This is a genomic window from Cohnella sp. (assembly GCF_041640265.1).
Classification (GTDB): domain Bacteria; phylum Bacillota; class Bacilli; order Paenibacillales; family Paenibacillaceae; genus Cohnella.
This window is the reverse complement of the sequence record NZ_JBEQAP010000028.1, coordinates 1-14,767: the sequence shown is the minus strand read 5'-3', so window position 1 is coordinate 14,767 and position 14,767 is coordinate 1. Positions and strand designations below refer to the sequence as shown.

General features: G+C 45.6%; 12 protein-coding genes. 4 read left to right on the top strand and 8 right to left on the bottom strand.

Going from position 1 to position 14,767, the window contains the following annotated elements; all coding sequences use genetic code 11:
• Positions 1-51: 51 nt before the first annotated feature.
• From ACESLK_RS18605 to ACESLK_RS18595, 3 genes are all read right to left on the bottom strand, one after another.
• Positions 52-1,458 (bottom strand): ABC transporter substrate-binding protein, encoded by a 1,407-nt coding sequence (locus ACESLK_RS18605; protein WP_373231201.1) that lies wholly within the window; start codon positions 1,456-1,458, stop codon positions 52-54.
• Positions 1,459-1,595: 137 nt separating this feature from the next.
• Positions 1,596-2,435, bottom strand: a complete 840-nt coding sequence (locus tag ACESLK_RS18600; RefSeq protein WP_373231200.1) for a carbohydrate ABC transporter permease — start codon at positions 2,433-2,435, stop codon at positions 1,596-1,598.
• 24 nt (positions 2,436-2,459) lie between these two features.
• A complete protein-coding gene (locus tag ACESLK_RS18595) occupies positions 2,460-3,359 on the bottom strand; it encodes a carbohydrate ABC transporter permease (RefSeq protein WP_373231199.1) in 900 nt (299 codons plus the stop codon).
• 329 nt (positions 3,360-3,688) lie between these two features.
• Between ACESLK_RS18595 and ACESLK_RS18590 the strand changes: the two genes are divergently transcribed.
• From ACESLK_RS18590 to ACESLK_RS18580, 3 genes are all read left to right on the top strand, one after another.
• Positions 3,689-4,444, top strand: a complete 756-nt coding sequence (locus ACESLK_RS18590; protein WP_373231198.1) for an EAL domain-containing protein — start codon at positions 3,689-3,691, stop codon at positions 4,442-4,444.
• 76 nt (positions 4,445-4,520) lie between these two features.
• Positions 4,521-4,811 carry a hypothetical protein gene (locus tag ACESLK_RS18585; RefSeq protein ID WP_373231197.1) on the top strand — a complete coding sequence of 97 codons (291 nt, stop codon included), beginning with the start codon at positions 4,521-4,523 and terminating at the stop codon, positions 4,809-4,811.
• The gene (locus ACESLK_RS18580; protein ID WP_373231196.1) at positions 4,808-5,599 is read left to right on the top strand and encodes a GGDEF domain-containing protein; all 792 of its coding nucleotides are present in this window, start codon (positions 4,808-4,810) and stop codon (positions 5,597-5,599) included. The genes ACESLK_RS18585 and ACESLK_RS18580 overlap by 4 nt, the downstream gene beginning before the upstream one ends.
• A gap of 14 nt (positions 5,600-5,613) precedes the next feature.
• Here ACESLK_RS18580 and hprK read toward each other — a convergent pair whose 3' ends face one another.
• From hprK to ACESLK_RS18555, 5 genes are all read right to left on the bottom strand, one after another.
• The gene (gene hprK / locus ACESLK_RS18575) at positions 5,614-6,525 is read right to left on the bottom strand and encodes an HPr(Ser) kinase/phosphatase (protein ID WP_373231194.1); all 912 of its coding nucleotides are present in this window, start codon (positions 6,523-6,525) and stop codon (positions 5,614-5,616) included.
• 237 nt (positions 6,526-6,762) lie between these two features.
• Complete coding sequence (locus tag ACESLK_RS18570; protein WP_373231193.1) at positions 6,763-7,914, bottom strand: Ger(x)C family spore germination protein; 1,152 nt, start codon at positions 7,912-7,914, stop codon at positions 6,763-6,765.
• Positions 7,907-9,013: a GerAB/ArcD/ProY family transporter gene (locus ACESLK_RS18565; RefSeq protein WP_373231192.1), complete on the bottom strand. Its 1,107-nt coding sequence runs from the start codon at positions 9,011-9,013 to the stop codon at positions 7,907-7,909. Before ACESLK_RS18565 ends, ACESLK_RS18570 begins: the two co-directional genes overlap by 8 nt.
• A complete protein-coding gene (locus tag ACESLK_RS18560) occupies positions 9,010-10,542 on the bottom strand; it encodes a spore germination protein (RefSeq protein ID WP_373231191.1) in 1,533 nt (510 codons plus the stop codon). Before ACESLK_RS18560 ends, ACESLK_RS18565 begins: the two co-directional genes overlap by 4 nt.
• Positions 10,543-10,689: 147 nt before the next feature.
• Positions 10,690-12,171 carry an MDR family MFS transporter gene (locus tag ACESLK_RS18555; protein ID WP_373231190.1) on the bottom strand — a complete coding sequence of 494 codons (1,482 nt, stop codon included), beginning with the start codon at positions 12,169-12,171 and terminating at the stop codon, positions 10,690-10,692.
• 31 nt (positions 12,172-12,202) lie between these two features.
• On the opposite strand from ACESLK_RS18555, the gene ACESLK_RS18550 reads away from it, so the two are divergent.
• Positions 12,203-14,539 (top strand): beta-propeller domain-containing protein, encoded by a 2,337-nt coding sequence (locus tag ACESLK_RS18550; RefSeq protein ID WP_373231189.1) that lies wholly within the window; start codon positions 12,203-12,205, stop codon positions 14,537-14,539.
• Positions 14,540-14,767: the final 228 nt, after the last annotated feature.

Sequence of the window (14,767 nt, the reverse complement as noted above, 5' to 3'; positions counted from 1 at the left end):
AAAAAATAGGGGACGCGGCTAGCCGTCCCCTATAGGGTCATTATATCAAATCTATTTTTTATTTGTTTCGATAATTTTTTGTGTGCGCTCTTGGCTATTTTTGATTGTTGTGTCAATGTCTTGTTTATCCAAGATCAGCTTCTCGTATTCTTCATTGATCGCCTTGTAAACCTCGGCTTGGTAAGATGTAGGAGCGACTACCTCAGCACCCTTCGATGCGACAAGCGTGTTAACCAGAGAAGCTTTGTCTACCAGCTCCGGATTTTTCGTGCCGCTTAGAATGGTGTCGATAAGCTTGCCGATATCATCATTAGTGACTTTACTCCAGGCCGGAACATTTTTACCTTGTACCAATTGCCCTTCCGTTGTGTACCAACGAACGAATTTGTAAGCTGCTTCTTTATTCTTAGACTTAGCAGAAACCGCTACATAATCCGTGGTTACTGGAGCATAGCCAATTGGATCCTCTGGGTTGTTCTTAGGGAAAGGAGCAACAGCTACGTTAAACGTCAATGGAACCTTCTCTGTACCGCCAATCTCTGTATTCATCCAGCTGCCGATTGTAAGCATGCTTGCAGATTGATTAAAGAATTGTGTACGGTATGCAAGCTTTTGCGAGATCATATCTGTGTAAGGAACAGAGGACTTATCTTCTTTCTCCATCTTCACGCGGAGCTCCAACGTTTTTCTAAAGTTAGGACTGTCCAGATTAGATGTTCCATCCGCCTTGAGATATTCAGAGTCCTTCGGTTGATTCATCATCATGAGCTTCAGGAATTCCATCCAGCCGCCGTTTTGCGGGCCATGGAAGTAGGCTCCATAACGCTTAGCAGCACCTTCGCCCTGAGTAAGAGTCTTCGCATATTCCGCGTACTCATCCCAAGTCCAATCTGTAGGTACCTTTAGACCAGCAGCATCTAGATGATCCTTGTTAACCAATACATACCAAGGATTAAATTTACCTGGCAACGCATAAACCTTGCCATCTAAAGCGGTATCCACCTTGTATTCTTCATTTAGCTTAAAGCCTTCCTTGGCGATAAATTCATCAAGAGGCTCGGCCATACCAAGTGCAACGCGCTGCGCATAACTTGCAGGATCGCTGAACATCAATACGTCCATCTCGTCATTAGAAGCTGCTGCTAGGTCCAGCTTCTTCATAGCATCCTGAGTGTCACCCTTGTCGCTAAGCACGACAACTTCAACCTTCACACCTTCATTAGCCGCTTCATAGGCAGCAACCGTTTGCTTCCAGTTGTAGCTTTGCTCGTTACCGAAAGTGTACAGTCGCAAGTTTACGGGCTGGGCAGCTTCACTTGGCTTAGCAGACTCTGACGCTGACGCCGCTGGCGCGCTTGAGCTTGCCGCCGGTTTATTATTGTTACTACTTCCGCAGCCTGCTAATAATCCTGTCATGAGCACGCCGGCCACAATACCGGATAACCATTTTTTTCTCATCGATATGAACCCTCCTATGTGTAGGAAACCTTGTCTTGCAACCAAAGTATAGCGGGAATAACGCTGTACGATATAAAACAATATTTACTTTATTTGAATTATTTTTACTCTTTTGTTTGCGTTTTCATTATTATTAGCTAACCCTTAACTCCACCTAACGCAATTCCTTCAATAACGCTCTTCTGACCAATGATGAAAATGATAAGGAGCGGAGCAATCGCAGACACTGCTGCGGCCATAATGAGTGAATAGAACTCTCCGCTCATTGAAGTAAACTTCTGTATGGCTAGCGGGATCGTATACAAATGATCTGATCGCAAGAAAATAAGGGGATTCTGATAATCGTTCCAAGTCCAGATGAACCTTAGAATGGCATACGTCGCAACAGCCGGTCTAACGAGAGGAAAAGCAACAGACCAGAACGTTCGGAAGTGACCCGCGCCATCGATTCTAGCCGACTCGAGAAACTCGTTATTTACTCCCATGAAAAACTGCCTTAACATAAACGTCCCCAGTACACTGAAGCTTCCTAACAGGATTAGGCCTAAATGGCTGTCGAACAGTCCGATATTACGATACAAAATAAATTGCGGTACCAGGATCGCTTGAGGAGGAACCATATAGGTAGCCAGAACGATCAGGAACAGAAATGAGCTGCCCTTGAACTTAATCTTGGAAAAGCCGTAAGCTGCCAAGCTTGAAACCAAACAGGATATGACCGTCGTTGTAATGCTGACTTTAATGGAATTCCAATAATAGAGATAAAACGGATAATCCCCGAACCATACTTCCTTATAATTTTCCACCGCGTTCCAAGTCTTCGGTATCCATTGAATGGGATAGGAAAATACATCGATTTCTTCTTTAACTGAGGACACGAGCATCCAGAAGAACGGTGCTAGGAATAAGAGGCTCCCAACGAACATGATTAACGTGATAATAGCTCTGCTCCAGTTCAATCTTGAAAGTGTTACCATAATAATAACGCCCCTCCTTCCCCTTTAATAATTGACCCATTTCTTCTGAGCAAACCATTGCCCGAAAGTAATAATAAGTACAAGCCCAAGCAATACCATAGCCACTGCGGATGCATAACCGATCTCCAAGTTCCCGAATGCTTGATCATATAAATACCAGACCATTACACTCGTCGAACCGATCGGCCCCCCTTGCGTCATAACGGCAATGAGATCAAACACTTTAAATGTTGAAATAATACCCGTAACGAGCAAGAAGAAGGAAGTAGGAGACAATAGGGGGAATGTGATTTTCCTAAATTTGACCCAGGCATTCGCTCCATCGATATCCGCCGCTTCATAAAGATCCCTCGGAATCGACTGCAGACCGGCCATATATATAATCATGTTAAAGCCGATTGAGATCCATACGGAGATCGTCATGACGGATGCTAATGCAAAGTTAGGATCTGCAAGCCACATCGGGGGATTCTCCCAACCGAGCGACTTCAACGTTTCGTTAATCGGCCCATAGGAGGGTTGGAATAAAACCTGAAAGACAATCGCAACAGCGACGGTTGTGGAAATATAGGGCATGAAATAAGCAACCTTGAAATACCCTTTCAAATACACATATCGATCAATTAAGATAGCCAGCACCATGGAGATCAGCATATAGATCGGAACCGCTAATAAGAAAATCAAGTTATTCGTCAGCGATTTCTTGAACAGCGGCTCTTCCGTCAGCCGCTGGAAATTATCCAGACCAACCCAGCTTATCCCATCCCAGCCCTGCACGAAATTCCAATCCGCAAAGCCCAGCACAAGCGTGGCTATGATTGGGATCAGAACAAGAATGAACACGCCGGTAAGCATCGGACCGACGAACAAATAGCCTGCAAACGTATCACTCTTGAGTAATCGTTCGATTTTTGTATCTTTCATAAATAACACCTCAATCCGTAATGATCAGTTCAGTCGTTTTTAACTTAACTTTATTATAAAAAAAAATACCGTCAGCCTTTGACGGTATTTTGATCATATTCTCGCTAATTTTTACTTTGTTTACCCAATTTATTTTAATGGGATCCGGGATGTATTCCAATAGGACAAGAAAATTTTGTAAAAGGGAACGTATGTTTTGTAGGAATTCGTCGGTTTTTGGCGAATCGAATAGTATAGGTATAAAGGATCGCACATAGTTCTTTAGACATGGTAATTTAGTCTGTGGCGTCCTGGATACCGTAATTGTCGTTTCCAGAAAGGAAGCCATTATGCTAACGATCGCAGCTCTTGTCGCACAAGGAGACCTCTTTCATCTTTTCCAGCCGATTTGCCATATCCCCGGTAGACAAACATTGGGTTATGAAGCGTTAATCCGCAGCAAGTCCATTACCGGAACGGATAGCCTATTTCAGGTTGCCGCAGAACAGGGCAGTTTGTTCGAGCTAGATACTTTGTCTGTTTACAACGCAATTGCTTTTTATTTTTCCGAAACCGACCGGAGGGAATCTGATGAGTATTTATTCGTTAATATTTTCCCCTCTAGTTTGACTGATGCTGCCTTCCCCCTCTTTCTACATAAGGTCGTACGGAAATATGGGGAGCTGTCTTCCCGCATCGTATTCGAAATCAATGAAGCAAGGTCGGAAATGGGCGATTGGAATAACGGATTGTTTACTCAGAATATCAACCTCCTGCGAAGGTATGGCTTCTTGATTGCTTTTGACGACGTTGGGGAGGGAGCCACCACGTTAAAAAGAATGATAGAGCTAACCCCGCATTTCGTTAAAATGGATAGATTTTTCAGCAAAAATCTGTCCGGCAGCCAAAAAAAACAGAAAATGATAAAGTTCTTCGTGGATTATTGCGCAGATGAATCCAAGCTCATATTGGAAGGAATTGAAGAACCTGAGGATTTACTTCAAGCTCATAACCTTGGCGTAACACTCGGCCAAGGTTATCTGCTGACCATACCTCAACCCCTGCCGGGCACTTCTGTAAACGTGTTCCGCTTAATCGATAATTAAGGGAGTTATTGAATTGGACCCCAGATCTAATTATTCAAGAAGAGCCATGCTCTCGTTAAAATTTTCCGAGTTTGAAATGCCCCCCATGCAGGATATGCTCATCATTGGAAGAAGAGCTCCGATAGGTCCGGAAGCGGTGCGCCGAATGGCAGAAGCATTGTCCCCGGAACAATTCACTATCATCAAAATGGAGCACCCCAAAATTGAAGCCGTCCTAATCCGCAGTTCTTTACTGCAAATGCTAGATGAAAAAGTACTGCTTCGCATTATTATGGAAGAAACGGAGAACATGATCAGCGACTCGATGGTGCTGCGTTCGGAATTGAAAATCGAAGTTTCGGTACACCGTGAGGTGGATATGCCATGAAAGTGGCGGATGTCATGACCGTACCCGTTCATACTGTATCTTCGGATAAAAGCGTTTGGCATGCCTCGAATGTAATGGACGAACTCCGCATCGGATCTCTGGTAGTGATGGATGACGGCCAGATCACCGGCATCATTACTTCTCGGGATGTGCGCGCAACCCATCCTAACCGGATTGTGGCCGACGCGATGACGCCGGATCCAATCAGCGTGCCATTACACACGTTTTTATGGGATGCCATTCACACGATGGAGAAGAAAGTCATCGAACGACTCGTTGTCATTCAAGACGATCACGTTGCAGGCATGGTAACTCGGGAATCGCTCGTCACCAGACTGGCCGAATGGAACGACTCGATGACAAACCTGTACCGTTCTCCTTATATCCATGCCATCGGGGAGGAACTACTAGCCCGCCGTGAGACCTTTCAGCTCCTCTTTATCGATTTGAACCGCTTCGGAGAAGTGAACAAGCAATTCGGTCATCCAGTCGGCGACGATCTCATTCGCGAGTTTGCGCTCAAACTTAAATCTTTTTTCGGCCCTGACGATTTTATCTGTCGATACGCTGGAGACGAATTCACTGTCATTACGAAAAAAGCGGATTCAGTCGTCCAGCAATTAATTGAAGGAATATCCGAACCACTGGTTATCGGCATGGCCAGCATCTCGGCTGACGTGGGATGGGTGAATGAGCGGAACGTTCCGGAATTTGTCGATTTGCCTTTCCGCGAGCTTATTTCCAGAGCCAGTCTTATGTCTACGGAAGCGAAGCTTTATCGGGTTTGATAATTACAATAACATCAGCACTCGTTTTCCAGGCGTTTCATAAACTCCTCTGCAGCGCTATAGCCCTGCTGCTTTAAGTACCAGTTGTTTGCTGCGGCTTCAATAAGTCCCGCAACATCTCTTCCCGGCTGCAGCTGAATTTCGATATGAGGGATGCGGACATCGAGATACTCCGAGAATTTAGGCTCAAGCTCAAGCTCATTATTCAAGGCTTTATCCTGCCATTGCGTCAGCTCGATATCGAGTACAATCCGGGTTTCATCTTGGAAGGCTTTCCTTCCATAGATGCGTACGACATTAATCAGTCCAATGCTTCGAAGTGCCAAAAATTCACGGGTAGTATGGTTGTGCGTCCCGAGCAGCGTATGAGGACTCAATCTCTTCAGAAGGACGACATCGTCCGCGACCAGACGATGTCCTCTCCGGATCAAAGTATGGGCAGTTTCGCTCTTGCCGACGCCTGATTTACCTCTAAGCAATATTCCGATACCCGATACGTTCACGCACACACCGTGTATGGCCATACTCGGTGCAAGAGCCTTAATAAGGAACGAATCAAGCTTCGCCATAAACTCTACTGTTGGCTCTGCGGTACGTAACAGCGGTATTTTTTCCTGCTCGCAATATTTCATTAGGTACTTCAGACCCTCTTGATTGGACGTCACAATGAAGCACGGCGGATGATACTTAACCACATTCCCGATGTGCAAACTTCGCTCTGCTTCGCTTCGTGTATGTAGATAATTGATTTCTTTTTTTCCGAGCACCTGAACGTGTTCGATCGGGAAGAAGTCAAAGTAACCCGTAAATTCCAAGCCTGGACGATGCGCTCTTGAGCGAGTGATGATTCTGTCCAGCTGATCTGCTCCTGTAAGCACCTCTAGATTGAGCGGCTCGATTAAGCTTTGCACGGTTATCGATTTCATATTCATCCTCCTGCCTCTAACTCACCTTTCCTATTATAGTACATCTTTGAGCTGAAGAATTTCCTCAAACATCTTATTTCTTTTTCCAAGGAGGATCGCCATAGCGATGCAGGGACTGATTAATCCTATAGACGCACCACGGAATTAACGAGGATAACACTGCGCATATGATGACCACAGCCTTCGGAATTCTTCCTATTATTTCTTCCATAATGGATTCCCACATCTGAAGACCACCTACTTTTCCGTTTCAATAATCGCTCCGATGATCCGCATTTTCACTTTGACATGAACGCGGATTACGCACTTTGAGAACAAATTGTTTCCTTGATCCCAATCCTTCTCGATCTTTTGCCATGCCCTATAGTGTTCTTGTTTCAAGAATGTTCCTAGGCCGAGCGCATCGGTTTTATAATCCTTTTGCAGTTTCTCTACCGTATCTTCCGTTAAACTCTTGATTTTCTCCACAGTCTTCGCTTGAACCTCAGCAATGACTTTCGGATCAAGAAAATCAAGGCTCGTAGACGATTCAGCCACATTTCCTTCGGTAAAGATGTTAATGTTAAACACCGGGTGTTCGGGATCGGAGACATCCGCATCGAGGGTTCGCTTGGAGCCCTTGATTTCAAATACCACGTATTGATTATTCAATTTAAGCTCTAGTCCGCCTCCTTTTATTTTCCCTGTAAAAAAATTTAAGCCCATCGTTTCATTCTCATTAAGAAACCCTACCATTCTTTTATTTGAGCCCTTAAATATGGCAGCCCCGGCCACTTCAACCTTATCCTTCATCTTTGCAATTCTGGGTATGGCAAAGCTTGCTTTCCCTAAGAGAAAGCCATAGACCTTCCCAATAATTGTAGGGGACAATATTTTCGAGCTCTTATAAGGATTCTCGGCAATGGAATCGATGTAAAGCACCGGCAATTTCTCGTAAGAAGGTTTTATGCCTAGTATTGGGCTGGCTTCCCCCTCGGCAATCATAACTTTCGTTATCCTTCTCATCTCATGGTCGCGAATGAATAGATCCAGAGCCTTGCCAAGATCCCCTTTCCTAGCCATTTCCTCTGAAACGAGAATGATTCTATTATGCTGCAAGTAGGGGGAACGGCTTGTTTGGGTGGACATATCTCTAAGCGCTTTAAATAACGTATGCCCCTCCATTGAGACATTAAGGAATGCGTCACCGCCTTGCTTGCCGCCCTCCCCTTTTCCTTGAAACGCGCTAGTTACCACGAACTGGAAGGTTAGCTTCAGCTTCTTCTCAACGGCTGTATCAATGGCCGCCCCGACCACGAAGCCTCTCTCTTCACTTTCAACCCGATCCCAGCAACCCGTCAATAACATGGCGATGCAAACCATCCATAACCACTTTGCCAGCCTATGCATTACCCTTCACACCTCGTATCTTCGCTGTCAGAAATAGACCAAGCGGCAACAGAAAGGCTACCGGAATACCTGCATAGCTGATCCATTCCCCAAAGGATGCGATTTCTTTAATATTCTGCGGCAGCATGATAATGATATACATCAAGGGAGACAAGAATAGGATAAGCGGCATTCTCTTCGCCTTCTTAAATACGGACATGAGGCCCAGAATCGTTACATCGAAAGCCATAGATGCCGTGTTAAATAAAGTCATCACCCAGATAGTAAAAAAAAGAGATTCGAACCGCTCTAAGAAACCTCCCGTGATTTCCACCTGTTTGGCCAATTCCGCTGTCGGGTAAAGCGTGTTGCTAACAACCTCTACGCCAAATGTTCCAATAAGAAAAATAAATACTACTAAATAAAGGATAAAAGGAATTGAAATTCCAAACAACGCTGCCTTTACAGTTTTCTTGGGTTGATTGATATGTACGTTATAAAACAGAAGAACCTCGAAGCCTAGGAACGAAAAAACCGTCTCCTTCGACGCTTTCACCACGTCTACCCATTCTGTGATAAAAAAGGGCTTTAACTGATGGTAATTAAAAAAACCGATGTTCATGAAGATGAGCACCAGCACTATGGAAATCACGATAGGCATGAACATTAGATTAACACGCAATAACGCGATACTTGGACCTGATACGCCATAGATCAGCACCAGAAGAAAAACAAGGCAGATCACTTCTTCGGGCGTTCGGTCATACAAATATAATCTCGCTATGCTTGCTAACCCTCTTGTCTCATAACAGACAAACATCATAGTGTATACGCTAATCATTAAAGTTAAAATATTAGCAGCGGGTTTATTAATGATAGCTGTAGTGATATCGTAAAAACCTTTTTTGGGGAACCGGGAAACTAACTTCGCAATTACCCAGAGAAAAAAAGCCGCTATCACCCCCCCTATACATATAGAAATCCATCCATCAACTGATTTGGTTACCGTGACGATGGAACGTGGAAGTGTAAGCACGCCGAATCCAATCAGCATGTTACTTACGATGGCGAAGACTTCTTTAGTACTGATCTCGTTGTCACCGTATTCAAATGACTTCATGAACCGCTCCCTCTTTTACCCATCCGCTTATCGTCTTCCGTCTGCATGAACTGGGGCCTTTTCCCTAACATGTGCAAGGGCGCCCGTACTAAGAGATCTCTCCAATCATGCAAGAAGGTTGGCGCAAACGGAGTAGTGTACGGAATTCCAAAGCTTTTTAGTCGGACAATATGGATATTGATCATGATGTATACCAGCATAATGCCATAAAGGCCAAAGATGCTTGCGGCTATTATCGTTATAAACCGCAAAATTCGAAAGGCAATTCCAGCGCTATAAGAAGGTACGGTAAATGAAGCAATAGCTGTGACTGCTACGACAATGACCATAATGGGGCTTACAACGCCGGCCTGCACTGCAGCTTCTCCAATGACCAAACCGCCCACTATTCCTACCGTCTGACCGATCGGCTTAGGCAGTCGAATTCCTGCCTCGCGAAGCATCTCCAAGGTCGTTTCCATTAATAACGCTTCAAGAACGGCAGGAAATGGAACGCCTTCTCTGGAGGCGGCAATCGAAAAAGCTAACTTCGAGGGGATCATCCCCTGATGAAATGAGACGAGAGCGACATACATAGCAGGAAGAAATACAGCAGCAAACACCGCCAAGTATCTTAAAAGACGGACCAAGGTTCCAATCAGCCAACGTTCATAATAATCCTCCGGCGACTGTAATAATGACACGAATGTTGTTGGCATTGTCAACACAAAAGGAGTACCGTCTAACAGAATGGCTATTTTTCCTTGCAAGATAGCTGAGGATACTTTATCAGGTCTCTCCGTATGAAGAATCTGAGGAAAGGGAGATAAGAAACTATCTTCAATCCATTGCTCGATATATCCCGATTCCGGAGCGTCGTCCATATCTATCGTATCTATTCTGCGCTTAACTTCTTCGACAAGCTCAGGTTGAACAATCCCGTCGATATAACAGACGATGAGATCCTTCTTCGATCGTCTCCCCACTTTATAAGAATCGAAATGCAGATTAGGATCGCGAATATGCCTGCGAATAAGTACAGTGTTAGTGCGAATATTCTCTGTAAATCCTTCTCTCGGTCCGCGAACCAGCGATTCTGTTACCGGCTCGTCGACGCTCCGGCTTTCCCACTTCTTGCTCCCTAATAGGATCGTTTGATCCGTTCCATCGATGAATAAAGCCGTATCCCCAGAAAGGATAGCGAACATTACATCATCCATCGTAAATGCTTTCTTGATATCGTAGGTTGCTAAGACCTCATTCTCCAGCTCGGTAATGATGTCTTCACCCGAGGCTGGAACCTCTTTGCGAGCAATCGACATTCCCAGTTGAATTTGCTGAATAACCTTGCCGTTGAGCAGGTCTTTGTCAACCAATCCGTCGATACAAACGATCGCGCAAAGATGCTCGCTCCCCCCGATGGTAAAGATTCTCGTAAGGAGATCATTCGGGGAATGCATTATTTTCTTGATATAGTCGATGTTATCTTGAATATTTTTGGAATTGGGATTCGAAGAATCTGTTTGCGATTGATTATTAGCCGCGCTCATCTTTTTTACGCGTTTTCTGAAGAAAAACTTGAACATAGATGATCTGCTCCATTATTGGAATTAACAACCTCCGTTGTAAGGTTTCCATAATGTGGCCAAATGATTCTCTTTTCTTACAGGGATCGAACACAGCCTCTTTGTTATATGCTAGTTACTCTGGCTCTTCGCCTTCTTGCGCTCTGATGGCAGGAAGTTAACCACGAGCAAGTTAACAAGCGTAATCACTAGGATAAAACCGAAAATCACGTGCATCCCATTGGCCAATTGTTCCGGGGTATCCTCCGTGACGGTGCGATTTAGAAGCATGCCGAATATCGCTACGCCCACGGTTTGTCCAAGCGCACTCATTAATGAATTCGTAGAGGTGGCTACTCCCCGCATATTTCCGCCAACCGCGCTCTGGATCGTAACTATCGCTGTCGTGCTTATGCAGCCCATCCCGAAGCCCATGAAAACAACGATGCCAATAAAGTACCAATATGGAGAATGGATATCCACGAGATAAAGCCATATTGCACCTAGAGTTACAACTACCGCTCCAAGTAACATGAATATTCTTGCACCGACTCGGAACATAAACCTGCCCGATAGATTCGCCGCGGCTAACCAAGCCACCGACATGGGCATGAGCATGAGTCCCGAGTTCGTCGCGCTGAAGCCTGAAACTTTTTGAATCCACATGGGAGAATAGATCGAAGCACCTGCCACGACACAGAAGCCAAGGAAGCCTAAGATATAGGAAATCGATATTTTTCTTTCCCGGAATAAGCTTAGCGGAAGCATAGGCTCCTTCGCCCGAGCTTCTACCTTCAAGAAGATCAAGAGGAATAGTGCCGCTGTAAAGAAGAGTCCCACTATTATTGGAGAACTCCAGGCATAGGTTTCTCCACCCGTGAGCAGAGCGAACAGCAAACTCGATATGCCGATCGTGAATGTTAACGCTCCCAAATAATCAATGCTCTTGGATACCTTCTTAAAGCCTTCATGAAGAAAACCAAACACAAGAATAAACGAGATCACGCTCACTGGCACATTCATGTAGAAAATCCAGCGCCAAGACATCGCATCGACGAAATATCCCCCCACGAACGGTCCCAGTAAACCCGCAACCGACCAAACAGACGAGAGCACGCCCTGAACTTTACCTCTTTCTTCTCCTGTGTACAGGTCCCCAATAATCGTAAAAGTTACCGGTGTTAGCGCTCCGGCCCCTATACCTTGAATCGCGCGAAACCAGATCAGCTCGGACATCGATTGTGCAGCGCCGCATAACACTGAACCCACCAGAAACAGCAGTAATCCAATGGTGAAAATTGACTTCCTGCCATATAAATCCGCCAGCTTACCGAAAATCGGCGTCGAGACGCAAATGGTAAGCGTATAGATCGAGAATATCCAGCTAATGAGGCTTAATCCTTCTAATTCATCCGTGATTGTTGGCGTGGCCGTCGTGACTACGGTTGCATCCAACGCTCCCATGAATAAAGCGGCCAGAAGTCCAACCGTCACGACTATACGATTCGTTTTTTTACGCGACATCTTCATATGTCCTTCTTTCCAATTTACTGCAACCATATCATCCCAGAAGCCGTCAATGAACATACAAGATGCTGCATAACCTGCGGTCATTCCATTCCCTCAAGCTTAGGAGGATATAATTATGCGTAAGAAAGCTTTCGTTGCAGCCTTACTTGCCGTTGTCATGCTTGCGGTCCCTTCCGTAGCAGATCCCTTAAAGCAAACCGTATCCGCGCAATCCGGCACTCAAATCTGGGTGAGCGGCGTCCCTTTGAAGCTGTCTGCCCCCGTTATTACTCTCAATAAAACAACAGTTGTGCCTTTACGCGAAGTGGCAGAAGCTCTCGGCGCAAAGGTAGCTTGGAAGATGGACTCCAAGCAGCGGCAAACGATCACGTTAACCAGAGGGAATCGTTCTGCTGCTCTAACTTTGGGTTCGAACGTCCTGATGGCGAACGGCCGAATCATTAAGCTTGATGTTGCACCGCTGATAAAAGGGAAAGTGACACTAGTACCTTTGCGAGCCATATCCGAGTCACTTGGAACCGTCGTGGCATGGGATGGGATCAACAAGATCGTTCATATCGATGAGCCTGCTGAGCTTCCTATTATCGGTACGAAGCAGAAACTGGAACAATTACTGAAACAGATCGAGAAAAACACCAGCATCTATTATCGCGGTAGTACAGGCTTCGCAGAAACAGCCGATGGTACGGTTATTTCAAAAGTCGCAGAAAACAGCCTATCAGCTGCAGCTTCAGAATCCCCTGCTAGTGCAAGCGGCGACTATTCTCAAACAAATGTTCAAGTCGAAGGAGTCGATGAAGCCGATTGGGCCAAAACGGATGGCAGCTTTATCTACCAGCTAAGCGGCTCCCGCATCCTGATCTCGGATATTTCCAATTCGTCTGCACCAAAGCTAGCCGCGACATTGGAGTACTCTCCGAAAGAAGGGTTTTACCCGCAAGAATTGTACGTCGATGACAATCAACTTATCGTTATAGGTCAGAACAATACAGTTATTCCTATGCCGATAGAGCCTGGAATCGGAGGTTCAGACCCCGCTGGCGAAGGTTCCTCTTCTAACAAAATGGGAATTATGCCTCCACGGCCCGTGAGCAGCACAGTCCAGACGAAAGTATATGATATGAGCGCTTCCGGCCAGCCTAAGCTCGCTCGCGAAACCGAGCTAGAGGGGAGCTATATTTCCTCGCGCAAAATCGATAGCTCCTTGTATGTTATCACGAATAAATACAACAATAACGACTTTGAGCCTATGTACGGCGATTCAGCCGTTTCCAAGGATTTGAAAAGGCTGCCGCTTAGCGATATCCGTTACTTCCCTGAATCGCCCGAAAACAGCACGCTGCTAATCGGCGCAGTCGATCTTGCGAAGCCCGCACAGGAAATGCAGGTTACTGCTTATCTTGGCTCTGGACAAACGATCTACGCGTCCTCGAAACACCTATATGTTGCCATTGCGAAATACTTGCCTAGCGGCGACACTTATCGTCAAGAGACGCAGGTGTACAAATTCCGGCTCGATCAGGGGAATATCGTCTATATCGGCGAAGGCTCCGTACCAGGCTCGATCCTGAATCAATTCTCCATGGATGAGTATGAAGGTTACTTTAGAATCGCAACAACCAAGGGAGATATGTGGGCTAGCGGTGCGGAGAGGTCGACCAACAACCTGTATGTATTGGATGAGCAGCTGAAAACCGTGGGAACGCTTGAGAATCTAGCACCTGGGGAACGTATTTATTCGACGCGGTTCATGGGCAGCCGCGCTTACATGGTTACATTCCGCAACGTTGATCCGCTGTTCGCAATCGCCCTAAGCAATCCTGTGAAGCCTGCTGTATTGGGGCAATTAAAGATTCCGGGCTATAGCGATTATCTTCATCCGTATGACGAGAATCATATCATCGGCTTTGGTAAGGAGACCGTAGAGCTTCCTTCTAAGGGAATGGGACAGGACGAGATGATGGCGTTCTACCAGGGAATGAAAATCGCGCTGTTCGACGTATCGGATGTGAGCCAGCCGAAGGAAAAATTCAAAGAAATAATCGGTGATCGAGGAACGCAATCCGAGCTGCTATACAACCATAAGGCGCTTTTATTCTCCAAATCCAAAGGTCTGATGGCTTTTCCGGTGGAGTTAATGGAGATTAAAGACAAGAACCCTATCGAACAAGGCGGTTTCCCCGCTTATGGTCAGTTCACCTACCAGGGTGCCTTTATATACCACATTGATCTAGAAAAAGGCTTTGACCTGCGCGGACGGATTACCCACCTATCTGAGAATGATCTGAGCAAGAGCGGTCAATACGGGTTTGACTATGGCAAATCCATTCGCCGTATTCTATATGCCGGCAACACTCTGTACACCCTGTCTGAGCGGATGCTCAAAGCAAACAACATGAGCAGCTTAAAGGAAAATGGATCGCTGACTTACCCTGCACCTCCGAAGCATTAAATCCCGTTTATTCGGGCGGGGGCTTTGAAAGAGAGTAGCCCAACTCCTCGGAATTATATAATTTCCTATATGGTGAAAAAAAAGGACCCTTGACGGGTCCTCAGGCTGTCGAGAAAGTCTCGACAGCTTTTATTATGTCCAATTAATTTAATGCGACACCGCGTTAATATGGTATAATATAACTAAACTTATACCGAACGGATGGTGTTTCCATGCTACGTTCAAATC